Source organism: Coleofasciculus sp. H7-2 (genome assembly GCF_042747725.1).
Taxonomy (GTDB): domain Bacteria; phylum Cyanobacteriota; class Cyanobacteriia; order Cyanobacteriales; family FACHB-T130; genus FACHB-T130.
Window position 1 is genome coordinate 252,624 of record NZ_JBHZGO010000101.1, and the last position, 26,118, is coordinate 278,741.

Genomic DNA, 26,118 nt, shown 5'->3' on the forward strand with positions numbered 1-26,118 from the left:
GATGCTTCAAATAGCTGCCCTTGCATTTAATTTGCCTGATGCGACTATGAGTGGGTAATCGGTAATGTTAGTTGTTATGAGTCATTATTCATTAGTTTCTTGCAACTGACTAATGACTCATGACTCATAACCAATTACCCAAATAGCTATTTGCTATCGCCTTGACCTGTTACTTTCTCAACCAGTTCTTTGGCTCCTTCAACTAAGCCATTCTCTGCCTGTGGCCCTTTGTTTGCTTTTACACTTTCGTTGTAAATCTCATCCTGCTTATCTGGATTCCGAGCCTGTTCTGCGGCTTCTTCGTAAGCTTCTTCTCGCATACTAGCGTCTTCAGTAGGGTCTGAAGTACGGTTAATATTTGCACTTGAGCTTGTCGCTGCATAAGCAGGCTGATTTGCAAAAATGAATAAATTGGAGAGGCTAAGCAAACTCACCGTAACCAGAATCAAAATGCTGTTGCGAAATGCTTGCCCTAATGCTGAAAAAATGCGCTGCATTATTTAATTCTCCTTGTTGTTGTATTTTGTAGAATCTGGCGATATGCGAGAATCGCTGACCATCAAGGTCATTTATAAAAACCAGGGGTCAATTGATTAGACCAGAAAGATTTTACGGGTATGGCGATCGCACACCCTTCTGCCGCAAGATATATTCAAGGAGTCAAAATAATTAAAGATTGTTACAAGTCATCGGTCATGGGTCAGTAACAAAGAACGAATGACCCATGACTAATGACTTACTAGCCTCAAACAAAGTATTTTTTACTCTGGTACCGCAGAGAACAATTGCCCAAAGGCATCCAGGAGCTGCTTAGGGATCGCTCGTGGACGCATTGCGGCAAGATCCACCCACACCCACAACGCCTCCGCTGTCACTAATAGCGGAGCTTCTCCTTGTTTGCGGATTTCATAGCGGCGGATGGCACGGGTTCCTTGAATTTGGTGTAGCCAGGTGGTAATTTCTAAGCGATCGCCTGCAACAGCAGAACGCAAATAGTCTATCTCGATCCGCCGCATCACGAAGCCGCCACCGAGTTCTTCGTAGAGCTTGTGGTTAAATCCCAGATGTTCTGAGTGTTCGACTGCTGCCTGTTCCAGGTAATGCTGGTAAACTGCGTTGTTAACGTGCCCCAAGGAGTCCATCTCGTGGTATCGCACGCGCAGCCGGGTTATGAACTTTTGCATCCGTTAATCAGAATGTTTTTTCCAACTTTCAGGCTAGCCGATGGAAAAGCCACTTTTGCATCCCTAAAGCTATGTGCCAAAACCGATACCGCTAGTCCCATCTTTTATGCCACTTTGTTCATTCTTGTGTTCATTCTTCGGTTTATTGTTGATATCACTTTCATCGCGCGGCTGCAACAACGCTAGGTGAAAGGCTTGCCGTGTTTGGGAATTTAAGTAACGCTCTTGTAGGGGTTGCCACTCTTGCCAAGCTTCGTAAACGGTTTGATCCAGCTGTTCGGTCAGCGTCGGTAGTTGATGTTTGAGCTTGGAGTGCAAGACATCACTCAGCACTTCCCCTAAAACAACGCAGTCTTGAATTTTTCCTAAAGTTTCCTGAACTAACTTTACATCTTGCAGATAACCTGCATAAGTGGGGCCATAGAAGTCAGAAAATAGTTCCATTTGGTAGCGCACCCGCTTGGCTTCTTTCCGCAAGCTGTGCAGAACTTCCCCATCATCTGCTAAGAGTTTCGCTACGGCTGATGGTTCCAGATCCTTCCCAGTTTCCATCTGTCCCGCTTTAAATTCAACCCCTAGCAACCAACCTGGATGCAGCAACAACTGACTAATTTCTGGCAACAGTAAATCTGGCAGAACCGGGTCTACTGGCATCCGCGCAATTTCTTGATAAGTCGGATGCTTCAACCACCCTTGCAACGATTGCTTGAGTTTGTGGTATTGCTGATCATCCAGGGTTTTCCGGACTTGTTCTAGCGCATGTTGGCGCTGCTTATCCAGAGCATCCATCGCTTCTTTTAAGGATTTCTGTTCTTTGGAAGGTAAATTCGGATGGTAACGGTTTTTTAGGGCATCCTGAAGCACGTCTAAATCCCGCAAACCCCCAAGACTATGACCAATTTTACCAATCTTGTTTTCTTGGGTTGACTTGGGAAGATCCAGCGCCGGTGCAAAACCCTTTACCGCCGAACGTAGGCGACGAATTCCAACGCGCATCTGGTGTAACGCTTCTGGATCTTTGTCTTTGATAACATCAGATTCGTGCTTAATCGTTTTCTGAAAGTGTTTTTCAATCGCTAGGTATGCCCAGTCACCTAAAGTCTTGGCTTTTTCTTCGGTACGCTTTTTCATGGCAATATTGGCTCTAAACGCGATGGGTTAATTAATGGCATTGAGTTGAACGGTTAAAATATCACATTTTTACCCATATTTTGGTATTGGCATCTTATTGCATCCAGGGAGTATTTGTGATATATCCTGGATAGGAAACCCACAAGTCATATCGGGTGACAGCTTCGCCGGTTTGTAGGTTTTTGAGGAATGGCTTGCCAGTCCAGATTTGGCAGCTACAGAGGTTTTTCACTTCCTGAATCTCAAAAAATTCAGCTTCAGCGGGTTGTAGCCGAAAAAACTCAATATGCCAATGAGCGGGTTCAACGGCAACATGAGTGATAGAGAGAGTATTTTCAGTTAGCTGGGAATTTCGGTTATCCAGCTTAATGGCGCTGGGTAGAAAATCGATATCCAGCACATAAGATTCAAACCCGTGCTGTCGGGCAAATTCTATTACTTGCTGCCAATCATAGACGGGTTCTTGCTCTCCCTGCTGGGGAGTATTGTCTCCAAAGCAGTAACCGCCAAACAGCCAAACCAGTTTTGAGAGGATCGATTCTAGGCGGAGGCGATCGCTTTCTAAAAGTTCCATATCTTCCGCTAGCAAGATGCGCCCTGGAACACACCACCAGTATTCCCAGAAAGTATTCGCATCTAAGGAAACTATCCGCTTGACGACTCCCGGAATGCGATCGCGTTGTTGGATCTGACGAATTTTTTCCTTAGATGCGCTTTGTGCAACCGGAATCGGCAAATCGAAATTTGCTGCTAGGGGATGTTCGGGCGCAAGCGTCATTTCCTGAGGGAAGAAGGAGTCAAAGTTCAGCACAGATATTCTCTCACTACACCTAATGCAGTGTTCCATTCTAGATCCTAGAATAGACTCTCTGATCTAGAGATTTGTATACCTTTGGTTTAAGCTTCCTTGGCTGTCCTTGGAGACAAAGGGAAATCACGCTAACTTAGAAAATAGGACTGTTAGCGTAGCAGCGCTCTACTCGCAGACTAAAGACTAAAGAATGGACATTAATAACTTTCGTAAATTAGGGACATGGCGTTGGGAGCATCCCGATGGCAGCCAATATCCAACCACAGGCTAGAAGCCTAGGGCTAGAAGAACCAAGCCTGACGAGAGCAGACTTTATATTAGCCTGACGAGAGCAGGCTTTGTTTGTTTAGCCGCGAATGCGAGTCGTCGGACATTTTTACTCACTCTACAAATAATTACGGCTGCCTACTTATATGAATCGGGTAGAATTGTATGAGAATAAGATGAGGTAATAGGCGGGTGTTAGAAATCTTCCTAATTTTTGCTATTAGTCTAATACCAGGGCTACTTTCAGTGTGGCACGTCCGCAGGTTAGAAGCACGAAGCAGAGCGGGTTTGCAAGCAGCAATGCGAATGTTAGAAGCTAGGCAACTGCAAAGAATGCAAATGCCTTTAGATCAACATTACATTGAAGGCGTGGGTTATTTAATTGGAGATATTACTTGTCAGTTTAATGCTCGTTCTCCTTACATCCGTTGTGCGGTAAACCCCTTTAGTTCTTGCCAAGAATGTTTCCATTATCAATCCAGAGAATACAATTAAGTTGACTCTATAAAAACATGAATGCGTCAGATATGGGAATCAGGAAAAAATCTAACTAATTTACCATTATCAGCTTCTAGAAATTTAATTTATTTTCATCGACTTGCTTAGCAGCGCGACGAGATAAAAAATCCAATCCCAAGAAAATAGCAGCAATCGTTCCGGAAACGCAAATTTTCCTGTGGGCGATTGTTTCCATAACTTCGGAAATAGGAATTAATACAACTTCAATATCTTCAGTGATATCTAGCATTTGTTGGCTGCTTTTATGAACATTTCCAGCTAAAAACAAATGGATATCATTTGTATCTTTCGGTGGGTTATCATATAAAGTTGCCAGTTTAATGAGTTGCTCGGCAACATATCCCGTTTCTTCTTCTAATTCTCTAGCGGCTGCTACAACACTATCCTCTTCCTCTGGATTAAAAGCACCCGCAGGAAGTTCTAATAAAATTTCTCCTACGGCATGACGGTATTGACGCACAAAAACAATTTCTTTTTGCTGAGTGATTGGTAAAATAACAGCAATATCAGGTCGAATATTCACAAAAAAATCATCGATGATTTGTCCGCTGGGTAATTCGACTTCATCTTGCCTGACTTTACACCATTGATTGTTAATCACCATTTTAGAATTTAAAATTTTCCACTTGTTAAGATTTTTCATAAACTAAGTCTTGAAAGTAGATTCAAAAATCATCAAGCATACAACAATGCAGATTAGCGTAGAAACCTTCACGGTAAACAAGCGATTTCCTTTAACCATCAGTCGCGGCACGACAGCGCAAACCATGAATGTGTGGGTACGCGCGATCGCAGATGGGATTGAAGGTTGGGGAGAAGCAACGCCTTTTTCCATTGGAGTGGGAGAACAGCGGCAAACCACGGAGATTCTCTTGGAGGCATTGCAAGGCATTGCGCCGCTGTTGGAGGCATTTAGCCCTTGGGAAAGGCAGAAAATTGAGGAGGTGTTGGCGGCACAGCAAACACCTTCTGCGGCGTGGGCGGCAATTGATATGGCGTTGCACGATTGGCAGGGAAAGCGGCTAGGCTTACCGTTGTGGCGTCTGTGGGGATTGGATCGAGATCGGATTGTTCCCACCTCTGTGACGATTGGGATTAATTCTCCATCTGGTGCTTTACAGCGATGGCGCGACTGGCGGCAGGTGACAGGGGCAAATGTTTTGAAGGTGAAGTTGGGTAGTTCCGAGGGAATTGAAGCGGATCAAGCGATGCTGATGGCAATTCGGGAGGCAGCACCCGATGCTCAGCTAAGCGTCGATGCCAATGGAGGTTGGAGTCTGGAAGACGCCGCGATTATGTGCAGTTGGCTGGCAAAGATGGGCGTTAAGTATGTGGAACAGCCGCTAGGACGAGAAGCAGAAGTCGGAGTAATGGGAGAATCGCCGTTTAAGGAATTGTACAAGCGATCGCCTCTACCCATTTTTGTGGATGAAAGTTGCTTTACAAGCAAGGATATCCCGCAACTGGCAGACCGGGTTCATGGCGTTAATATCAAACTAATGAAATGTGGCGGTTTAACGGAAGCGATTCGCATGGTACATACAGCGAAAGCTTGTGGATTGCAGGTGATGTTCGGTTGCTATTCTGACAGCGCGATCTCTAATACGGCGGCGGCACAACTCTCACCCTTAGCGGATTATCTAGATTTAGATAGTCACCTAAATATTATCGACGATCCTTTCAGCGGCGCATCAATACAAGATGGACGGTTGCTACCCAATGATTTACCCGGATTGGGAGTTATCTACAAGGACGAAGGATGAACCATGAATTTCTGTTCCCTATTTTCTAAAAAGCTGTGCATTTGACATCTAAACATCGAGTGGCAATTCTGCTACATGAAGGGATTCGCGGCATCAACGGCAAAACCGGACTGGCGCTATTACGCTACACTGAAGCGCTAGTGGTGGCAGTCATCGATCGCCAGTGTGCGGGAGAGTCATTGCGAGAATTGACGGGTATCCCGCGTGCGGTGCCGATTGTAGCTTCCGTGGAAGAGGCGCTAGCTTACACACCCGATATCCTGGCGATTGGGATTGCGCCACCTGGGGGTGCCCTCCCAGAGGAATGGTGGCAGGAAGTGAAACAAGGGGTAGCAGCGGGGTTGTCAGTCGTGAATGGACTGCATACCCCAATGGCGTCCCATCCAGAAATGCGGGCATTATTGAAAGATGGGCAATGGATTTGGGATGTGCGTCAGGAACCCGCAGGATTAAAGATAGGAAGTGGACAGGCGCGATCGCTCTCTTGCAAACGGGTTCTCGCCGTCGGTACGGATATGGCAATTGGCAAAATGTCAACCAGTTTGGAACTAAATAAAGCCGCGTTACAGCGCGGTTTGCGTTCCAAGTTCCTAGCTACAGGTCAAGCGGGCTTAATGATAGCGGGGGATGGCATACCGCTGGATGCCGTGCGGGTTGACTTTGCTGCGGGTGCTATCGAGCAAATGGTGATGCTTTTTGGCGAGGAGCATGAGATTCTGTTTGTTGAGGGACAAGGTTCCCTGTTGCATCCCGGTTCAACGGCAACGCTGCCACTGATTCGCGGGACTCAGCCGACGCATCTAGTGCTGGTACATCGAGCGCAACAAGCAACCCTTCGCCATCATCCCCACGTTCCCATTCCGCCGCTGCCAGAGGTCATTCAGCTTTACGAGACAGTAGCATCGGCGGCGGGTGCATTTGCGCCGGTGCGAGTGGTAGCGATCGCTCTCAACACCGCCCATCTCGACAGCGACACTGCACAACGAGCAATCGAGCAGACACAAGCAGAAACAAAGCGTCCCTGCACCGATCCGGTCCGCTTTGGTGCTGACACACTATTAGATGCCGTAATGGCTTAATACTGTTAGCCATTTAAAAACCTAACCGCTAGTCCCCTTTCATCGAGGAAACTAGCGGTTAGGTTCTTCTGTCGTATTGCAGTCAACCGAGAACAGCTAGATTTTTTCGGGACTTACGCAAAGCTTATACATATAGCGTTTTTTCGGGTTCAATCCCCCAGGGGGATTGCGGTGGCAGATGTAGTGATATTTGCGTAAGTCCTGTTTTTGTCAGAGCGATCGCGCAGGATAACGCCAAATTCGGCATTAATCGCTTAAATTTAGCCTAAATTGCCTTTAGCTTTGATTACCGCTTATCTCCTGGGAATTAGGGCATCAGAAGCAACTTTATTTCTCAAGAACGATACCCCAGTTGGATGAAAAGGAGAAAATACTGCTCGAAGCCTTTTCTCATCAAAATTCCAAACACTTCTATGGCAACTCCGATTGAATTTAATTTATTTGCTCCCTATAACAAAGGAGCTGCTTTAATTGGGGATTTTTCTAACTGGGAAGACATCCCAATGGAAAAAGGTAAGGATGGTTATTTCCGTACCAAAGTTGAACTGGAAGATGGAGTTTATCAATATAAATTCCGCATCCAATCCAAATCTTGGTTCTTTGAACCGGATCAATGGGTAGAAGTAGTTGACCCCTACGCCACCGATATTGATAACCCCACCCAAAACGGTGTTGTGCGGATTAAAGATGGCGAACGGATTGTGGATACATACGTTTGGCAACATGACGATAAGCCACTGCCGAGCGATCGTGAATTAGTCATTTACGAATTGCACGTTGGCGACTTCTCCGGCGGTGAGGATGACCCCTACGCACGCGGCAAATACGAACACGTTGTGGAAAAATTAGATTACCTCTGCGACCTGGGAGTTAATGCCATTGAGTTGATGCCAGTTAAGGAGTATCCAGGCGACCATAGCTGGGGTTATAACCCGCGCTACTTCTTTGCCACAGAATCTAGCTATGGCACAACTGAAGGGTTGAAGCATCTGATTGATGAATGTCATGGTCATGGAATTCGCGTCATCATGGACGGGATTTTTAACCACTCAGAAGCAGAAAGTCCACTGACGCAAATAGACCACGATTATTGGTATCATCATGCTCCCCGCGACCCAGATAATAACTGGGGACCAGAATTTAACTACGAACACTATGACGAAAATCTAGATTTTAAGCCTGCATGGAAGTTTGTCGGCGATACCGTGCAATTCTGGATTCAGGAATATCACATTGATGGCATTCGCTACGATGCAGCGCGGCAAATGGCCAACTACGATTTCATGCACTGGATTGTTCAGGAAGCCAAAAATGCAGCTGGACCAAAACCCTTTTATAACATCGCCGAACATATTCCTGAAACCACCAGCATTACGAATGTAGAGGGTCCGATGGATGGCTGCTGGCACGATAGTTTCTATCACTGCATTCTGGAACATATCTGCGGCGATACCTTTGATTTAGAGCGCCTCAAGGATGCGATTGACTGCAAGCGGCAAGGCTTCATGGGTGCCACGAATGTTGTGAATTACCTAACGAATCACGACCATAATCATGTTTTAGCAGAGTTAGGCGATCGCGGCATTTTGGATGAGGAAGCGTTTAAGCGGAGAAAGTTAGGTTCTGTCATCAATATGACAGCAGTCGGCGTACCTCTGCTGTGGATGGGCGAAGAGTTCGGAGAATATAAATACAAAACAAGCGAACAAGCAAAAATCGATTGGACGCTACTCAGCCATGACCTCAATCGCGGTATGTTTGAGTTTATCAAAGGCTTGATTCATCTTCGTAAAAATAATCATGCCCTCTACACCGAAAATATCGACTTTATCCATGAAGATCCAGAAGCGAAGGTATTAGCCTACAGCCGCTGGAATGGTGAGGGTTCTCGTGTCGTCGTTGTAGCGAACTTCTCCGACAACTTCCTAGGCGGCTATCACGTTCCTAACTTCCCCGAAGCGGGAACCTGGCACGAATGGACTGGCAATTATGATGTCGAAGCTGGAGAGGATGGTATCCATCTCGACTTAGGAGGTTACGAAGCCAAAGTATTAGTTTGGCAGTAATCGAAACTCACTACAGTCCTTAACATTAGATTGTCTTTACTCCTTTGTAAAAGGAGTAAAAACAATCTAATTGGGTACCTCACAAAAGTTGCACCATTTTGTTTTTTATTGGCAACATATGGAATTCTTCGCCCTCTTTTTTCTGATGCTTTTAAGCGCTTTTCAGTTGCTGACCCTGCGTACTGGGTGCCAAAGCCCAACCTTCGCATCTTAATTTCTGGTAGGTTGCCCAACCCTTAGAACCTCCAGGAACCGGATAGTCTGGTACAGCATATTCTGGAAAAGCCGTATAAGGTCGCCACGGTTGATGGGGTGCCGTTCGTAAATGCAACAACTTTTCTCCGCTGACTCCCATTGTTGGCAACCAACACATTTGTTTCAACATCTGAAACTCCTTAATTCAAATTAGAAATAATTGATTAATCAGACAAGCTTCCCATATAGGAAACTAGATAGTAACTGCCGCAAAGCAATAAGCAAGCATGATAAATGCAAGACCGAGACTAAGAGTGTAAATGAGAGGAATCCATTGTAATGTACCCATTTTTCAGCTCCTTTGAGCTGTTAGTTATGACCCGATCCTCTCGGTTCATCCCTCAATTGACATCTCTCCCTAGAATTATTTACACGCTTTTTAAAAATATCTCCAAAGTTTCAAGCAACAGCTTTTATCTATTTCTAGAGATATAAAAAAACAGATAATTAATCAATTTTGTTTTTGATTATACAAACTTTATTTAGAATCAACTATTTCTAAAGACGGATAATTTAGTATAATTTATTACTAAAGTTAAAATTAGAAATGCAAACTTAAAAAATGTTTGCAAATAATCTTTGCTGAACAAGCAAATCAACTTCATCAAAAGGTTTTATGGCAAGTTCAATCGAATTCAATTTATTTGCACCTCGTAACAAAGGAGTGGTATTGATAGGCTCTTTTTCTGACTGGAAAGGAATTCCAATGGAAAAAGGTGAGGATGGCTATTTCCGAACTCAGGTTGATTTGGAGGATGGCATTTATCAATATAAATTTCGCGTTCAATCGAAAAGCCCGAATTTTGAACCCGATCGATGGGTGGATGTAATCGATCCCTACGCTACAGACGTTGATGAAGCAAGAGACAACGGTATAGCGCGGATCAAAGATGGTAAGAGGATTGTTGATGCTTACGTTTGGCAGTATGACGACACTCCCTTGCCAAATAATCACGAATTAGTCATCTATGAAATGCACGTTGCGGATTTTTCGGGCGGTGAGGATGACCCGCACAAGCGAGGAAAATACCAAGACGCGATCGCTAAATTAGATCATTTAAGCGAACTCGGAATTAATGCCATCGAGTTGATGCCAGTGAATGAGTATCCCGGTGATTACAATTGGGGCTATAAAGTGCGTCACTACTTCGCTACAGAATCCAGTTACGGCCCTACAGAAGATTTGAAGCGGTTTATTGACGAGTGTCATCATCGAGGCATTCGCGTTTTCATGGATGGGATTTATAACCACACAGATGAAGAATGCCCATTAATGCTGATTGACCGGAATTACTGGTACTACGAGCATATGCATTATCCGGAAGATCCGGCGAATTACTGGGGACCAGAATTTAACTACGACAACTACGACGAAAAGTTAGACGTTAAGCCTGCCTGGAAATACGTCGGGGATGTGGTGCGGTTTTGGGTTCAGGAATATCACATTGATGGGATTCGCTTTGATGCAGTGCGCCAATTGGCAAATTATGAATTTTTGGATTGGCTTGCCAAGCAAGCCAAGAAAAATATTGCGCCTAAGCCGTTCTACAACATTGCTGAACATATTCCCGATACAAAAACCGTAGTTTATCCAGAAGGTCCACTGGATGGTTGTTGGCATGAAAGTTTTCGCTACTTTGTGCTTCCACATATTTGTGGCGAAATGTTTGAATTAGAAAAACTGAAGGAAGTTTTAGATCCGAGAAGGCAGGGTTATACGGCGACTACGAATGTAGTGAATTATTTGGCGACTCACGATCGCCAACGTTTGATGAGAGAATTAGGCGATCGCGGGATTTTTGACGAAGCCGCATTTAGGAGAGCCAAGTTAGGAGTTGTTCTGTTAATGACGGCGATGGGTGTGCCAATGCTCTGGATGGGAGAAGAGTTTGGAGAACACAAGCGCAAAAGCGAAACCGTGACTCAGCCAAAGAAAATTGCTTGGTCTTTGTTGTCAAGAGACTTAAATCAAGATTTGTTTGAGTATTACAAAAAATTAATCGCTCTACGGAAAGAAAATCCAGCTCTTTCTAGCGACAACATTGAGTTTTTCCACGAAGATCCAGAGGCAAAAGTGTTGGCATACGTGCGCTGGAACGATGGAGGTTCCCGTGTTGTCGTTGTGGCGAATTTCTCAGATAAGTCTCTGTCAGGGTATGGCATTCCTAAGTTCCCATCCTCTGGGACGTGGCAGGATTGGATGAATAACTTCCCGGTCGAAGCTGGAGAGGATGGCTTGATCGTTGACTTGCCAGAGTACGAAGCGAAGGTGTTTGTCTGGCAGTAAGCGAACGCATCGCTTTGATGAGTCTTCACACCTCAAGTAGGAACAATTGATAAATTCTCCCTACTTGACGTATGTCGTCTCTACAACTCTTGTGCCGTGATATCCTGATTTTTGCAAGCTACTTCCCCACTGTCTGCAAACTTTGGGGTTGGAGTTTCTTAGTTCACAATCTCGCGTTGATAGCAGCATATCTGCAATGTTCTCATCCCAACCCCCTGAAGAGAATGGGTCTTCCGTCCAAACCGTCTCGCTGACGGATGAAACCGGGCGATCGCTTAGTTGTTACATTGAGCATTCGATAGAAGTAGAAGGTGAAGAATACGTCATCCTCCTGCCGGTAGATTCACCTGTAGAAATTGTGGCGTGGGACGAGGAGAAGGAGGAGGAAGAAGCCACCCTGGTCGAAGACGACGCCGAAATTGACGAAGTTTTTTCCACGGCTCAAGCAGTCCTGGCAGAGCGAAATCTCGTCCTGAAGCGAACCGCATTTGCTCTGACTGTTGCAGGTGAACTGCCTGCGGTTGAAGAGGAAGAAATTCTCACTCTGGAAATCGAAGATGACGATACTCAGCTCGAACCAGAGGAATTTCAGTTTCTAGCCAGCTTTTACCACAAAGAACAAGAATACACAATATACACGCCTCTAGATCCGTTGCTATTGTTTGCGCGGATCAATAGTGCGGGTGAACCAGAGCTACTTTCCCCTGAGGAATTTAAAAAAGTGCAACCGCTGTTGGAAGATCAGCTATTTGATGAAATGGAATAGGCAAGGAATTAAAAATTAAAAATGCAAAATTAAAAATTAAAAAAGAAAATTCTTCATTTTTAATTTATAATTTTTAATTTTTAATTTCATGACAGCGGTTGTTATCGGCAATCAAGATGAAAGCAATCCAACGCATCTCCAAATGGACGTTTTATCTCGCCTTAATCCCAGCAACGCTTGGACTCTGTGCATGGCAGGGTTGGGCGTGGTGGAGCTGGGCGAGTGCGCCCCCCGTTGCCGAAACTCAGCCGTCAGCGAATGCTAGAAAAGATGCATCGGTGCTAATCCGGATTCCTCAAGGAACTTCGGCGCAGCAGATAGGGCGCGATTTGGAAGCAGCAGGGTTGATTCGCTCCGCTGATGCTTGGAAGCTATGGGCGTTTTGGTTGGACTTGCAAAAGCGACCGGGTGGGTTTAAAGCTGGGACTTACCAGTTGTCACCCACCCAGCCGCTGAGTGCGATCGCTGATAAAATTTGGACGGGCGATGTGGTGCAGATGTCCTTCACAATCCCCGAAGGATGGTCGCTTCAGCAAATGGCGGCTTACTTTGAATCTCAGGGATTTTTCAAAGCCGAAGAATTTCTCACAGCCGTAACTCAGATTCCCAAAGACCAGTATCCTTGGCTACCTTCGGATTTGCCTTATTTGGAAGGTTTTTTGTACCCGGATACCTACAAGCTAAATAGCGATCGCATCACGCCCCAAGCCGTCATCAAACAGATGCTAGATCGCTTTGAGCAGGTGGCACTCCCCATCTATCAACAAGCGCCAAAAACCCAGATGCCCCTTCTTCAATGGGTGACATTAGCTAGCATCGTCGAAAAAGAGGCAGTAATTCCTACCGAACGCCCTCTGATTGCTGGCGTTTTCACGCAACGACTTCAGAAGGGGATGAGACTTGAATCCGATCCCACGGTTGAGTACGGACTCGGCATTCGGCAAACGGCGGATCAGCCCTTAACTTTGGCTCAGGTGAAGACAGCTTCCCCCTACAATACTTATCTCAACTCAGGATTACCGCCCACTCCCATCGCCAGCCCTGGCTTAGGGAGTCTCAAAGCCACACTCAATCCTGAAAACACAGACTACCTCTTTTTTGTGGCTCGCTACGATGGCACCCATATCTTTAGTCGGACGCTACAAGAACACCAAGCCGCTACAAACGCGATTCGCCAACAACGGCAACAAAGCCGCTAACAACAGCGCCTCGATTGGTCTAGTCGCCGTGCCCACAAGTCTAGTTAAAATCGGGGCAGTTGGACTTGCAGCCACTAGCAATCCACATTTATAGCTTTGCCGGGTTGAAAAAGCTCTTACCTGGGAGTTCTCCTAACAACTCACACCTACAATTAAAAACTGCTTATGTCCTGGGTAACACGGTTACAGCCTGACTTAATTCTGGGCAGACCTGTTGTAAGTCTGACCCCCGATCTTCTTCAGCAATATCATCTTAAAGGTCTAGTCTTGGATGTCGATGACACGCTAGTACCCCTGAAAGCAGCCGAGGCGTCTGAAGAACTCGTGCAGTGGGTGAAGCAAATCAGACAAGTGGCGACGCTATGGCTGGTGAGTAATAACTTGAGCGAAAACCGAATTAGTGGCATCGCTCGCTCGTTAAATTTGCCCTACATTACCAGCGCTGCCAAGCCGTCACGGCGCAAGCTGCGGCAGGCTGTCACCGCGATGAACCTTCCCGTCGAACAAGTGGCAATGGTGGGCGATCGCTTATTTACAGACGTTTTGGCAGGCAACCGACTCGGTATGTTTACCATTCTTGTCGAACCGATGGTTGACCCGGCGCTAGCCGTGCGTTCTTATCCAGTCCGCACCTTTGAAGTCTGGGTGTCTCAAGCCTTGGGCGTCTCGCTCACAGCAAAGCAACAAAACTTAAAAAATCCAGATAAATCCTGAAAAACCAAAATATAAAGAAATAATTAGGAGATTCTCGATCGTCAAAAATTCCTGGCATTCTATAATATGGTTCAAATGGGGTCAGCCGATATAAAGACCCTAAACATTAATCCCCGTGAATACCTGTGTAAAGCGTCAGTTCCCCCGACAGAGGAGCTGGCGTTTTACAATTTGGAATCGGTAATGGGTAATGCGAATGGAAGAATGGCTAATTGCCAACTCCCCGGCTCCAAACGCGATAACCGCAAGTCTTCCACAAGCTGCTCTTCCTCCTCCCTGTTCCCCTGCGCCCCCTCTCTGTTGTGAGTCAAACCCTTGTCGTCAAAATTGGTACTTCCAGCCTGACATCGCCTGAAACAGGTCATCTAGCTCTGTCCACCATTGCCGCCTTAGTAGAAACCCTCACGGATTTGCGGCAGCAAGGTCATAACGTGGTGCTAGTTTCTTCGGGTGCTGTGGGAGTGGGTTGCGCCCGCTTGGGACTGCGCGATCGCCCCCGCACGTTGGCACTGAAACAAGCGGTAGCAGCAGTCGGTCAGGGACGCCTGATGCGCGTATACGATGACTTTTTTACAACCTTAGAACAACCCATCGCCCAGGTTCTCCTGACTCGCAGTACCTTCAAAGAACGCTCAGCTTATATCAACGCCTCCAACACCTTCCGGGAACTGTTGCGGTTGGGCGTTATCCCCGTGGTGAATGAAAATGACACCGTAGCAGTAGAGGAACTGAAATTCGGGGATAATGATACGCTTTCAGCCCTAGTTGCCAGCTTGATAGAGGCAGATTGGCTATTTTTAATGACCGATGTAGACCGACTTTACTCCGCCGATCCGCGCCAAGTCCCGGATGCTCAGCCGATCGCCCTGGTGAACCGCATTGATGAGCTGGAAGAATTACAAGTGCAAACAGGCTCTAGCGGCTCTCAGTGGGGCACAGGCGGCATGGTTACAAAAATTACTGCTGCCCGCATTGCTACCAGCGCCGGAGTTCGGACAGTCATCACCGAAGGGCGATTTCCCCGCAACATCCAAAAAATCTTGCAAGGAGAACCCCTCGGCACTCAGTTTGAACCCCGCGACACGATGGGCAACGCCCGTAAGCGCTGGATTGCCCACGGGTTGATTCCTGCCGGAAAGCTGTATCTGGATAAGGGAGCGATCGCGGCAATTTGTCAATCGGGAAAATCCCTCTTAGCTGCTGGGATTACCGTCGTTGAGGGAGACTTTCAGGCGTCAGATGCCGTGCAGTTATGCGACTCCCAAGGACGAGAAATAGCCAGAGGGCTGGTGAACTACAGCAGCGATGAGCTACAGCAAATTCGCGGTCGCCGTTCAGCAGAAATTCCCGCCATTTTGGGCTACGCCGGTGCAGAAACCGTCGTCCATCGAGATAATCTTGTGATTAGTTAGTCAGCAGTCAGTTGTTTTTTCTGCCAAAGACCAATAACGAATGACTAATTAACGACTAATTGCTTCTGGTGGAGCAATATCAGGTCCAACCGCCACTCCCTTCAGACTCGCCTTTAAGCCGGGTTTCGCAGCAGGTTTCACAGGACGATGCGACTCAGAGGCAGATGAGTTGGTAGGAACATCCGGTGGAGAATCAGCAGACGCCGATGATTGCGAATGGTTCGACATCAAAGCGAGTCCTCCCACTGCCCCTGCCACCAGCGCCGCATAGCCCACGTACAAGTGAACTGTGTTGAGCTGAAATCCGAACCCTGACGTTGATTTCGGTCGGTACCAGGAGGGCAGCACAGATTTTGTAGGATCAGGTGCGGGTAAGGAAGCAGCCATTGCAGCACCATCTAACCCCAACGCGGCCCCCATCCGGCGAATAAAACCTCGGACGTAGACATCCTCCGGCAATTGCTCGCAGCAACCGACTTCCAAAGCCTGAATGTGATGAAGCGGCACGAACGTTTGATTGTGAAGTTGGCGCAGGGTCATTGACTGTGCATGACGTGCCTGCCCTAATTGCTGACCAATTTGACGCAGACGCTCTTGCCGCTGTTCATCTGCCACTTGCGCTGCCAGTTCAGCCTTGGAGAGCTTTTTGGATGGTTTGGGAAAAACCGGATCTGGACTGGTTGGGAGAGGCAGTGGCTTAGCGTCTATTAAATCGGCAGGTGAGTTATCGATCCTGCATCCTTGGTCATTCGTTAAAGTCAAGTCATTCGTCGTTGATTCTGGGTGATTAACTGATGACTGCTTGCTATCGACTGATGATTCTTGAGAGTGACTGCTGACTTGCTGCTGTTGTTGATTGTTCCCAATTTCTGGAGATGTGACTGGGACAACCTTATAAGTTCTTGCAAACTGCTGGAACGCTAGCCGGATGGCTTCTCTACCCACTGCCTTAACCATAATCTGGGCACTCCCAGCAGCTTCTCCCAAGATCGTCTGTAACCCAGCCAAAGCGCGATTGTAGACTTCGCTGCTATGGAGTTCAGATTCTATTCGACTCAGGATAGACCGTAATACTTCCTGCGAAATTTCAATGGTTGGGCTTTCGGTAATACCGCGACCATACGCCGATTGTAATGCCATGACTTTTCTTGTCGAGCGTGCTTGAGGAAAACCAAACTTATGCGATCGCTCACGAGCGTGCTTTCCTGGGTGTCTAAAAGGACTTCCCACGTCGGTTATGGGTGCTTTCTTTACCCATAACTGACGCTGAATTCACGGGCTGCTTGAGCTATCTGAGTAAAGTATTCGACAAGCGGGAACTGAATTCCGGATCGAGCAAAAGTCAATTTTCTCTGTTCAGTGGCATCGCTGAGTAACTTAACTGCCTTTAAACTTAATAAATTTAAATAACAATCCTCGCCTTATTTAGAATCCAGGAGTCAAACTGAAGATAGATTCTGGCTCCCGGATTCTGTAGAGACCATGTGGTGGTCAGTCTCAACTTGGCTCCTGACAACTGAATGCAATTTAGAGGTTTAGTGCTGACGGCGGTTTCCCGGCTGGTAATCTTTAACCCAGCAGCGTTCCAAAAGGTGAATTCTGTAACGGTACGAGAAGCGGCGGGGATTGAGTACCAATTTAGTTTTGGAACTAAACAGGGGCTGGTTGAGAAACTGCCATAGAGGGAACCGAATCTTGCCGTGTTGTGGAGCCATAGTTTGAAAAGTCCAGATAGCAGTAGTACAAAACAGGGGCACCGTGCATCTATCTATGGTGACATCTGCTTGGTTAATATTACCTTGCCAAAGGTTACTACAAATTTGCTTGGGTTAGATTACGGAATCTCCAGAAAGTGTTTTCACAAACTCTGTACTTCCACGGATGCGCTGTTGAACTGCCCACTTAGAGTCCTCTGCTACTAGGGCGTAAGCGTTATGTAAGCGTTCTTCTAGAGAGCGTGTGAAGGTATTTCAGGGAGCGGTTCAATAATGTTAGGCACTTATACTTAATAGGTGTAGTGAAATTTTTCTACTCCTACCAAAGACAGAGAATTATGGTTCTTCATTACTTAGTATGCTTATTCAATAATTTAAATGCCAATTAAGCAAGCATCTAATTCGGTAATTTTCAAAGTTCCTAAACCCGTAAGCAGAGCGTTTGATCAACTTAAGTTTATTGTTGATGCCCTCTACAACACCACTCGTAGTCCTGTTATCAAAGTAAGCAATAATTTCCAGACAGCCAACGAATAATAGTGTTCTGACTATCGGGAAAAGATTTTTCGCGCTTGCTAGCCATATTCCCAGTTTAAATAATCCTGTCAACCAATTATTAGTCTGCTCAAAAATCTTTCTTATTTGCTTTTTTAATTCATGCATTCTCTTCAGGTTACTAGACACCTCTTTAACCTGACTCAGTTTACTTTCTTGCTCTTCACTTAGGTCTTTCTCGTTCTTCAGTAAGACATATTTACTTTTCTTTAATCTCTCTAATATTTGTTCTTGTTTTGCTTTCTCTTTCGGCGTTTCTACTGATTGATGCTGGCGCGAGGAAATAACACGGCTTTTCTGCTTGACCTGGAAAAAAGGAGACTCAAGTATCTAGGAGGACTGGCAAAAAATCGCCAAGTTATAATTGCTCAATCAGGAAACTCGACCGAAGAAATTCGTTTAGACAATTTAGCTCAAACGCTCAAGAGTGAAGCTTTCACTCAAGTCCAACTCAATCTAGAAAAACAAAATACAGTTTGGGTGGCAACAAAGGAAGTTGAACTATCACGGCTGGAAGGGAAGAGAACAATTGCTATAGTCATGAATGCCTTAACCTTCGATTCATCTAGTGATATTGACTATTTTATTACCAATGTTGATTCATCCATTGCCACAGCCGAGTGGATAGTAACGACTTATTCTCAAAGAAACTGGGTAGAAGTGTTCTATCGGGAAGCTAAGGGCTGGTTAGGGCTGTCTGAATATCAAGTGAGAGACTCTCCGCAGTCTGATGAGACATTTCGTTCTTGTATAAGAGTGCCTATACTTTCATCTTATGGCACACCTTAACCGGAGGACTCAGACGCAGGTGAGCGTTGAAACCTTTGAACACTTTTACTGAAGCCTTGGAAGCATTTCGTACAGCGATGTCTTGTCGTTTTATTGAGTGGTTGAACCATAACAGGGATGTATTTACCGCTTATAAAACTAGTTTAGGCTTTGTTTGGGCTTGAAATTTGTTTAAGTCCCACTAACCCGAAAGAGCAATCTAGCATTACTCCACCCAATATCGAACAAGTTAAACGAGTTGCTAAAGAACAAAATGCAACTCTTGTTGAATATTCGATTATTTACGATAATTTCAAAGTTCAAGGGAAAGAACAAAACCCTAGAATCAGAACTCTATATTTGGGTCATCAAACCCACAGGTGAAGTGACGTTTCGGACATCTGACCTCAAACCCCTGTGGCAGAAACAGAATCTTTCGCTACAAGACCTCGTTGCCAACACCCGTCAATCTATGGAAGTAAGGGGCGCGGCGGTGTTGTAGCGGAACTGATAGAGGAAGAAAGCCTGACCAAACGATTACAGCAACTCTATCAACTGCTGATGATGCTGACAACCCTGAAACAACACCCCGACCCCAGAGACTGGGCGGCTTTTACCTTAATTGGTGAATCCGACTGAGCTGAATACCCAATAAGGTGGACACTTGCCCACCTTACTTACTCTCATCTCCCGTTTCCTATCTAGAAAGGGTGCGGAAACCCCGCCCCTACTATTAGGCGTTTGTGTTGATAGTCAGCAGCACCTCACCTTTAATCATCCGTTGGGCGGCATCAAGGAGCGCTTCTTCCAGATAAGGCTTGGTAAAGTAGCCCTTAGCTCCCAGATGAGCTGCCATTTGCTGGTGCTTGCTAGCGCCGCGAGAAGTTAGCATTGCTACCGGCAGATGGTTGAGGCTGGGGTCTTTCTGAATCCGTGACAGCAACTCCAGACCGTCCATGCGAGGCATTTCAATGTCGCAGAAGACGATCTCGCAAGGCAGACCCGACCGAAGTTTATCCCAGGCTTCCTGACCGTCACGGGCTTGTTCCACTCGGTATCCTGCCTTGTTAAAGGTCATGGAGAGGAGTTCGCGCACCGTAATCGAGTCATCCACAATCAAGACCATCGGATCGGTCTTCACCGGTGGAGCCTCCACAGGAAGGGAAACACCTGCCTTATCCCACAGAGAAACGCCACGGTCTTTGCCAATCCGACCCGTCGCCAAGTCAATCAGCTCTAGAACGTCAGCAATGGGCATGATCCGACCATCCCCCAAGACAGTAGCACCAGCGACGCCTAGGGGCTTGGGCACGGGGCCTTCCAGTTGCTTAATCACAATTTCCTGTTCGCCCAGCACCTGATCCACTTGGACGGCGATAAAGTTGCCAGAACTGCGTAGCACGACAACCGAAATCATGTCATCTTCACGGTTGCCACCATAGACTGTGCCTCGACTGAGGTGACGCTGGTAGGTCAGCAGTTCCGCTAAGGGTTGGAAGGGCATGAGGGAGTCGCGCCAAGAGATACAGGTCTGACCTTCCGAGTTCGTTTGAATGCGGTCTTGGGGTATATCCAACATATCTTCCACCCCATCCATTGGGAAGGCAATGCGAGCTTTGTCGCTCAGGCAACAGAGTGCTTTGCAAATACTTAAGGTGAGGGGCAGACGAACGGTAAAGGTAGTTCCCTTACCCAGGGTGGAGTCTGTCGTAATCACACCGCGAATTTCGTTCAAGCTGGTGCAAACCACGTCCATCCCGACGCCGCGACCTGAGAAGTCATCGGCTTTGTCTTTGGTACTAAAACCGGGATGGAAGAGCAGATCGTAGACTTCCAGACGGGTCATGGATTTGGCTTCAGATGAGGTAATCAGCCCTTTTTCGATGGCCTTTGCCTTTACCCTTTCTGAATCAATGCCTGCGCCATCATCCGAGACAGAGATGACGGTTTGGTTGCCTTGGTGGAAGGCTCGGATGGTAATCCGACCTATGGGGGGCTTACCGGCGGCTTTACGCACTTCTGGCGGTTCAATGCCGTGAGTGATGGCATTGTTCACCAGGTGCGTCATCGGGTCGTAGAGGTGTTCCAGGATCACTTTATCGATCAAAGTTTCCCGACCCTCAATTTGTAGTTCGGCTTGTTTGCCACACTTGAGAGAAATCTCGCGCACGGCACGGGGCAAGCGGTCGGCAGTTTGGGCAAAAGGCACCATGCGCGATCGCGTCAATCCCTCTTGCAACTGACTCGTCACCTGCCGCAGCATCCGGGCAACTTGGTCGGTTTCATCGACTAGGAATTCAATGTCAGCCGCCGACTCTCGGACGCGGACAATTAGCTCGATGATTTCTTGGGAAAGGCTGTGGAAAGGCGTAAACAGATCGAGTTCCAATTCACCCAAACCAAACCGGCTGTTGGCGGGAGCCTGATCCGCTGCCGATGTAGGGTCAGGTCGGGCGTTGAACCGATTGCTTTGACGGCTGGCGAGTAGAGAGCTTTCTAGGAGCGATCGCTCGTACCGATCCTGCATCCTCGCACCCACATCGCTGAGTTGCTGTACCTGGTGCAGCAAGTTATCCAGAAATTGTCGCAGGCGCTCTTGATCCTGTTCCAAAGTGTTCCGGTTCACCACTAATTCCCCCACCAGGTTGCTGAGGTTGTCTAGGTGCTTAACCGGCACCCGCATGGTCTGCTCAAACACTTTAACCGGGCGGGGACGATTAACCGGGCGAACCTGTCCTGAACTGGTTTTCACGCTGCGTGGCCCGCCCATCGTCTCCTCAGCCTGTCCCAGCAGTTCCTCCAGATCCCCGAATCCATCGTCAAGGGTGTCTGCGGATGCAGCTTGTTCAGCCATCGGCTTCGTGGGAGAACGCTGCGATTCAGCTAATTGAGGAACAAGCTGAGGTTCATCATCCCCCAAGAGAGCTTCCAAGTCAGCAAACTCATTTATGTCTGCTCCATCAAAAGCCGCCGGGACGGATTCCTCTTCACCCAGCATTGCTTCCAACTCGTCAAACTCATCGTTACTTGCCAAGTTAGATGCCGGTTCCCCGAACACTTCCTCACCCAACATTGCCTCTAATTCGTCAAACTCATCGTTTTCCACCAATGAGAAGGCTAAGTCCCGATCTTCTTCCCCAAATGTCTCTATCAAAGACAACTCATCCGCAACAGCAGTCTCTGAAGTATTCGCAATCTCTTGTTGTTCTGTCACTAAGTCCCAGAGAGATTCAACTTCCTCCAACTCATCTGCGTCTGACGCTTGGTTTTCTGAAGGAATTTCCCCAGTCAACAGATTCTCCTCAAAAGCCAATGCATCTCCAAACCCTACTGGTTCACCACCTAAGAGATCCTCTAGCTCGGAAGCTGCCTCTTCAGAAACCGCTGCTGAGTCGATTCCCCAGTCGGCAGCTTCCATGTCGCTGCCAAATAGGTCGGCATCGGCTAATTCCAGCGCTTCTGGAGTGGATACGGGTGCTTCCCCAAACATCGCTTCCATGTCGCTGCCTAATAGGTCGGCATCGGCTAATTCCAGCGCTTCTGGAGTGGATGCGGGTGCTTCTTGTTCCCCAAACATCACTTCCATGTCGCTGCCAAATAGGTCTGAATCTGCTAATTCCAGCGCTTCTGGAGTGGATGCGGGTGCTTCTTGTTCCCCAAACATCGCTTCCAGATTTTCTGCCTCGACAGGCACTGCCGCTGAGTCGATTCCCCAGTCAGCTTCCATGTCGCTGCCAAATAGGTCTGAATCTGCTAATTCCAGCGCTTCTGGAGTGGATGTTGGTGCTTCCCCAAACATCGCTTCCAGATTTTCTGCTTCTTGAGGCACCGCCGCTAAGTCGATTCCCCAGTCAGCTTCTATGTCGCTGCCAAATAGGTCTGAATCTGCTAATTCCAGCGCTTCTGGAGTGGATACGGGTGCTTCCCCAAACATCGCTTCCATGTCGCTGCCAAATAGGTCTGAATCTGCTAATTCCAGCGCTTCTGGAGTGGATACGGGTGCTTCCCCAAACATCGCTTCTAGATTCTCTGCCTCGACAGGCACCGCTGCTGAGTCGATTCCCCAGTCAGCTTCCATATCGCTGCCAAATAGGTCGGCATCGGCTAATTCCAGTGCTTCTGGAGTGGATGCTTCTGGTTCCCCAAACATCGCTTCCAGATTCTCTGCCTCGACAGGCACCGCCGCTGAGTCGATTCCCCAGTCAGCGTCGAATTCGCTAGCGAACAGATTTTCTTCATTCAAATCCAGCGCATCGGTACTGGAAGATGGCTTGTCACCGAACATCGTTTCTAGATTTTCTGCGGCATCCAGAGATCCTTGAGATGTTTCCTCTGATGGCAGTTCTAAAAAGGCATCGGTTGTAGCGAAGAAATCATCGGAGGAGTCTGCCGAAACAAGCGACTCTTCCTGGCTAGTATCAAACAGACTGGATAATGGCTCTGCTTGGCTAGCATCAAAAGCATCTGTATTTGCATCGGATAGGTTCATGCTGGCAAAGTCCAGAGAACTATCCCATTGAGTCGTTGCAGTTGCTTCTGGTTCTGCCTCAAAGAAGTTATCTAATGCGTCAATTTGGGGTGTTTCATGGCTTTCCCCATTTATGTCAAGAGATTCGTCAAGAGATGCGAATTCTGGTGTTTCTACATCTGCTGTTTGCGATCCAAAGAAATCGTCTAACCCATCTACCGACTCAGTTTCGGTAAGATTGGGAACGGAGTTTAGCGCGATCGCATCCGCATCCGCATCTTCTTCTAGCGCTACGTTCTCGATCTCCCTACCAGTGCTTTCCCCTTCACTCTCCCAATCCAGGTTAAAGGGACTGGTTTGTGGATTGTCAAATTCCAACAAGTCCAGTGCCTCTTCGTTCCTTGCCTCTGAAGCGCTTGTATCCAGTGCAAATGCGTCTAAAGACTCCCAATTGCTGGGAATGTCTAGATCGTCTAAAGCTGAGAATGGCCCTTCAACCAGAGTTTCATTCAACTCCAGCTCGTTCTCCCAATCTTCTACTTCTTCTTGTGCCGTTCCTGGCATCTGAGCTGCTGTTAATTCTGAGAAGCCAGCGGGTTCGATTGTCTCGTCCCATGCCAAGTCTGTTGCTGACCAATCCTCTAGAAAAGCTCCGTCAACGCGGCTTGTACTGGCATCAATATCTTCCACACCAGGCATGGCAGGCCAATTAAAGTCGAGGTTAACATCTCCTACCGCCTCTGCTGCGATTTCGGGTGCGATCGCCTCCGACTCAAAGGGAGTTCCTAGATCCGCTGCGCTCATTTCCAGCAGGTCGTTTGCCTCGTTTCTCGGCATCATTTCCTCAAACCACAGATCGGTATTGTCATCCAACACCAGTTCATCAAGAACATCGCCATTGTCTGGTCTGGCTTCTGGGGTTTCAAACAGATCCAAGTTGCTAAAGTCGGGTTCTTCTTCCCAACCCGCCGCCGTTAAATCAACTTCATCTTCATCTTCCAACAGGCCACCCATCTCCCAATCGCTCAAAGCTGTACTCGTACTCTGCTCATCCTCAAACACAAAATCTGGCAAATCGTTACCAGTACTGGCTATTGGCTCGGCGGCAGAAACACTATCGAGTACCTGCAAATCCTCGCTCGACCAATCCGCAGCCCAGTCCGACCCTTCTGTAGACCTTATCGATGGAGTTTCTAACTCTTCTGGAACTTCCGGGTTGCTGTTCTCGGCGGCTTCGCCAAATAGCGTTCCTGTTGTCATCAATTCCCAGTCTGACGACTCCTGATTTGTCGCTGCTGCCTCGAAAATCAAGTCATTTTCGTTAGTATCTATACCCGCAGCACCGAACATATCTCCATCCGATGACGCTTCCGACTCTGTCGCCAAGAGAGCCAAGTCCAGATTCTCAGAGGTAAGAATGCCTAATAAATCTTCGTCTGTAGCCGCCCCCAGCGACTCGTTTAGAGCGTTGGTAATCTCCTGTTGCTCAAAGCCTTCATCTTCTTCTAGGAAACTGTCATTCCAGAGATTGGCTAAATTCTCTGATGGGGTTGCTTCTGAAGCTGCGCTTGGGGTATCTACCTCAAACAGCAGGTCTGAAAAATCATCTTCATCTTCATTTACATCTGACACCCTGCCTGCGAACAACTGTGCGGCATCTTCCCGTTCGCTTTCCACCGCAGGCTTTTCGCCTTCCTCTACTAAGTCTTCTCCAAATCCAAATAAAGTTAAATCATCTCCTTCAGTTGTTGGAGTGGCAGATTTTCCTAACCCGTCTGTATCACCACCCAGCAAGTCAGAAAAGTCGTTTTCTTGTGCAAGATTCAACCATTCCTGACGATCTGTGCCCATATTATCTGCCCCATCGCCGATTACTTCTTCTTCTTGCCAGCTTTCATCCAGATCCGGGGCTTCCCCTTCAAACAAGTCAGCAAGGCTGTTAAGTTCTGCCATGCCGACTTCCGGTCCGCTGGGATCGGCTGGATGGTTGACAGATTCCTTACCCCGACCGGATTTGATACTCGGTTGACTAGAGAACATCGTATCTGCATTCGCCGCCGAGAGGGAGGGTTCCTTCAACCCAGCCCCCGATTCACTAGCAGCAAACCGTTCTTCTTGGATAAACGTCTGTGAGTAGTTGAAACGGTCGGTTGCTTTTGGTCGGTTTTGACGGGCATTTCCGGCTTCGGCTGGGGTCATGGAATGCTGCGGTACAGACGCGATTTGGGTCTGTAAATCGGCAGTAGTTGCCCCAGCTAGCTCTTGGGCGGAATAGAGTAGCGATTCTCCAGCATCCAATTCTGCCAAATGCGATGGAGTGGCGGAGGATGAGAGGAGTGACTTGAGCTGGGAACTCGGCTCAATTGAGCTGGCGCGACCTGCTAGCACCAATTCTTGGGCTTGTTTAATTTCCTTAATAACGACGGTAGCCAGAGTGCGATAGGAATTTTCTGGATTAGCGATCGCGCTTGCCGAAGCCTGAATCAGTTCCGACCACTTCGGGCATTCATATTGTTCGCCCATCCGTTCTAAAGAGCCGCAGATTTCCTGAAGCTGTTGTCTGCACCTGGGTTGGTCGGGTTGTTTAAATAGCTGCAACATTTCGCGCAGCTGGTTGAGTACGTCGCCTCGAAATCGTTTTTGCGCTTGCCCATCTCGAAGGTAGCCGCCCGCCGCTGTTGCCTTAGCTGCCTCTTGAGCGCCGCTAGCCGCCTCTAAGGAGACATTCCCGCCAGTCCCATTCACCAGGAACGCCATGTGCTGGTTCAGTTCCTCAAATACCGGCTCGACGCCTGACATGATACTGTTAGCAATTTCCTCGGTCAAACCAAACGGGCCGCTGAGCTGCTCTATCAGTTCCTTAAGCGTATCGGAAACCTTCAAAAACAGAGACTCCAGCTTTTGGTCAATCTTCACCGGACACTCTTTGAGGACTTTGAAGCAGTCTTCTAAGCGGTGGGAGGTTCTCTGAATACTGTTGATTCCCAGCATTGCCGCCCCGCCTTTGACCGAATGGGCGGCGCGGAAAACTTCATTCACCATTTCAGAATCTGCAATCGTGCTTGGCAGATTCACCAATCCCTGTTCAATGGTATTGAGGTGGTCTTTCGCCTCCTCAATGAAGTAGCCCATGATTCGCTGTTGTTGCTCCGGCTGCAT

At 47.5% G+C, this 26,118-nt stretch carries 20 protein-coding genes and 1 pseudogene; 12 read left to right on the forward strand and 9 right to left on the reverse strand.

The genetic code is table 11. The features are described 5' to 3' along the window. Nucleotides 1–146 precede the first annotated feature (146 nt). The 4 genes from ACFW2W_RS21315 to ACFW2W_RS21330 form a co-directional block, all read right to left on the reverse strand. Nucleotides 147–497 carry a hypothetical protein gene (locus ACFW2W_RS21315; RefSeq protein WP_378182884.1) on the reverse strand — a complete coding sequence of 117 codons (351 nt, stop codon included), beginning with the start codon at nt 495–497 and terminating at the stop codon, nt 147–149. A gap of 264 nt (nt 498–761) precedes the next feature. Next, entirely contained in the window at nt 762–1,184 is a 423-nt protein-coding gene (locus ACFW2W_RS21320) for an acyl-CoA thioesterase (RefSeq protein ID WP_378182886.1), read from the reverse strand. A 69-nt stretch (nt 1,185–1,253) separates the two neighbouring features. Next, on the reverse strand, nt 1,254–2,315 hold the full coding sequence (locus ACFW2W_RS21325; protein WP_378182888.1) for a CHAD domain-containing protein: 1,062 nt from the start codon (nt 2,313–2,315) through the stop codon (nt 1,254–1,256). A 94-nt stretch (nt 2,316–2,409) separates the two neighbouring features. After that, complete coding sequence (locus ACFW2W_RS21330) at nt 2,410–3,126, reverse strand: hypothetical protein (protein WP_378182891.1); 717 nt, start codon at nt 3,124–3,126, stop codon at nt 2,410–2,412. 459 nt (nt 3,127–3,585) lie between these two features. On the opposite strand from ACFW2W_RS21330, the gene ACFW2W_RS21335 reads away from it, so the two are divergent. Next, the gene (locus ACFW2W_RS21335) at nt 3,586–3,888 is read left to right on the forward strand and encodes a DUF6464 family protein (protein WP_378182894.1); all 303 of its coding nucleotides are present in this window, start codon (nt 3,586–3,588) and stop codon (nt 3,886–3,888) included. A 76-nt stretch (nt 3,889–3,964) separates the two neighbouring features. On the opposite strand, the gene ACFW2W_RS21340 is transcribed toward ACFW2W_RS21335, so the two are convergent. After that, nucleotides 3,965–4,555, reverse strand: coding sequence for an NUDIX hydrolase (locus ACFW2W_RS21340; RefSeq protein WP_378182897.1), 591 nt, complete (start codon nt 4,553–4,555; stop codon nt 3,965–3,967). Nucleotides 4,556–4,601: 46 nt separating this feature from the next. Between ACFW2W_RS21340 and ACFW2W_RS21345 the strand changes: the two genes are divergently transcribed. From ACFW2W_RS21345 to ACFW2W_RS21355, 3 genes are all read left to right on the forward strand, one after another. Then, nucleotides 4,602–5,675 (forward strand): dipeptide epimerase, encoded by a 1,074-nt coding sequence (locus ACFW2W_RS21345; protein ID WP_378182900.1) that lies wholly within the window; start codon nt 4,602–4,604, stop codon nt 5,673–5,675. A gap of 35 nt (nt 5,676–5,710) precedes the next feature. Next, complete coding sequence (locus ACFW2W_RS21350) at nt 5,711–6,754, forward strand: DUF1611 domain-containing protein (RefSeq protein WP_378182903.1); 1,044 nt, start codon at nt 5,711–5,713, stop codon at nt 6,752–6,754. 413 nt (nt 6,755–7,167) lie between these two features. After that, complete coding sequence (locus tag ACFW2W_RS21355; protein WP_378182906.1) at nt 7,168–8,820, forward strand: alpha-amylase family glycosyl hydrolase; 1,653 nt, start codon at nt 7,168–7,170, stop codon at nt 8,818–8,820. Nucleotides 8,821–8,971: 151 nt separating this feature from the next. On the opposite strand, the gene ACFW2W_RS21360 is transcribed toward ACFW2W_RS21355, so the two are convergent. After that, nucleotides 8,972–9,205, reverse strand: a complete 234-nt coding sequence (locus tag ACFW2W_RS21360; RefSeq protein WP_378182909.1) for a hypothetical protein — start codon at nt 9,203–9,205, stop codon at nt 8,972–8,974. Between the two features lie 486 nt (nt 9,206–9,691). Here ACFW2W_RS21360 and ACFW2W_RS21365 point away from each other — a divergent pair, with 486 nt between their 5' ends. From ACFW2W_RS21365 to proB, 5 genes are all read left to right on the forward strand, one after another. After that, nucleotides 9,692–11,362, forward strand: coding sequence for an alpha-amylase family glycosyl hydrolase (locus tag ACFW2W_RS21365; RefSeq protein WP_378182911.1), 1,671 nt, complete (start codon nt 9,692–9,694; stop codon nt 11,360–11,362). A gap of 196 nt (nt 11,363–11,558) precedes the next feature. After that, entirely contained in the window at nt 11,559–12,128 is a 570-nt protein-coding gene (locus ACFW2W_RS21370; RefSeq protein ID WP_378182914.1) for a DUF3727 domain-containing protein, read from the forward strand. Between the two features lie 116 nt (nt 12,129–12,244). Continuing rightward, nucleotides 12,245–13,327: an endolytic transglycosylase MltG gene (gene mltG / locus ACFW2W_RS21375; protein ID WP_378182917.1), complete on the forward strand. Its 1,083-nt coding sequence runs from the start codon at nt 12,245–12,247 to the stop codon at nt 13,325–13,327. A 165-nt stretch (nt 13,328–13,492) separates the two neighbouring features. Beyond that, nucleotides 13,493–14,041: a YqeG family HAD IIIA-type phosphatase gene (locus tag ACFW2W_RS21380; RefSeq protein ID WP_378182920.1), complete on the forward strand. Its 549-nt coding sequence runs from the start codon at nt 13,493–13,495 to the stop codon at nt 14,039–14,041. A 302-nt stretch (nt 14,042–14,343) separates the two neighbouring features. Further along, nucleotides 14,344–15,453 carry a glutamate 5-kinase gene (proB, locus tag ACFW2W_RS21385; protein ID WP_378182923.1) on the forward strand — a complete coding sequence of 370 codons (1,110 nt, stop codon included), beginning with the start codon at nt 14,344–14,346 and terminating at the stop codon, nt 15,451–15,453. A gap of 48 nt (nt 15,454–15,501) precedes the next feature. Here proB and ACFW2W_RS21390 read toward each other — a convergent pair whose 3' ends face one another. Continuing rightward, nucleotides 15,502–16,683, reverse strand: a complete 1,182-nt coding sequence (locus tag ACFW2W_RS21390) for a helix-turn-helix domain-containing protein (protein ID WP_378182926.1) — start codon at nt 16,681–16,683, stop codon at nt 15,502–15,504. 290 nt (nt 16,684–16,973) lie between these two features. Here ACFW2W_RS21390 and ACFW2W_RS21395 point away from each other — a divergent pair, with 290 nt between their 5' ends. Beyond that, on the forward strand, nt 16,974–17,135 hold the full coding sequence (locus tag ACFW2W_RS21395) for a hypothetical protein (protein ID WP_378182928.1): 162 nt from the start codon (nt 16,974–16,976) through the stop codon (nt 17,133–17,135). A gap of 399 nt (nt 17,136–17,534) precedes the next feature. Here the strand turns inward: ACFW2W_RS21395 and ACFW2W_RS21400 are convergent, their stop codons facing one another. Further along, nucleotides 17,535–18,053: a transposase gene (locus ACFW2W_RS21400; RefSeq protein ID WP_378183060.1), complete on the reverse strand. Its 519-nt coding sequence runs from the start codon at nt 18,051–18,053 to the stop codon at nt 17,535–17,537. Between ACFW2W_RS21400 and ACFW2W_RS21405 the strand changes: the two are divergent. Both ACFW2W_RS21405 and ACFW2W_RS21410 read left to right on the forward strand, forming a co-directional pair. Further along, a pseudogene (locus tag ACFW2W_RS21405) lies at nt 18,003–18,676 on the forward strand (transposase); the annotation flags it as partial. The gene ACFW2W_RS21400 and the pseudogene ACFW2W_RS21405 overlap by 51 nt on opposite strands. 232 nt (nt 18,677–18,908) lie before the next feature. Beyond that, the gene (locus tag ACFW2W_RS21410) at nt 18,909–19,130 is read left to right on the forward strand and encodes a hypothetical protein (RefSeq protein WP_378182931.1); all 222 of its coding nucleotides are present in this window, start codon (nt 18,909–18,911) and stop codon (nt 19,128–19,130) included. 94 nt (nt 19,131–19,224) lie between these two features. Here ACFW2W_RS21410 and ACFW2W_RS21415 read toward each other — a convergent pair whose 3' ends face one another. Next, nucleotides 19,225–26,118, reverse strand: coding sequence for a response regulator (locus ACFW2W_RS21415; RefSeq protein WP_378182934.1), 6,894 nt, complete (start codon nt 26,116–26,118; stop codon nt 19,225–19,227).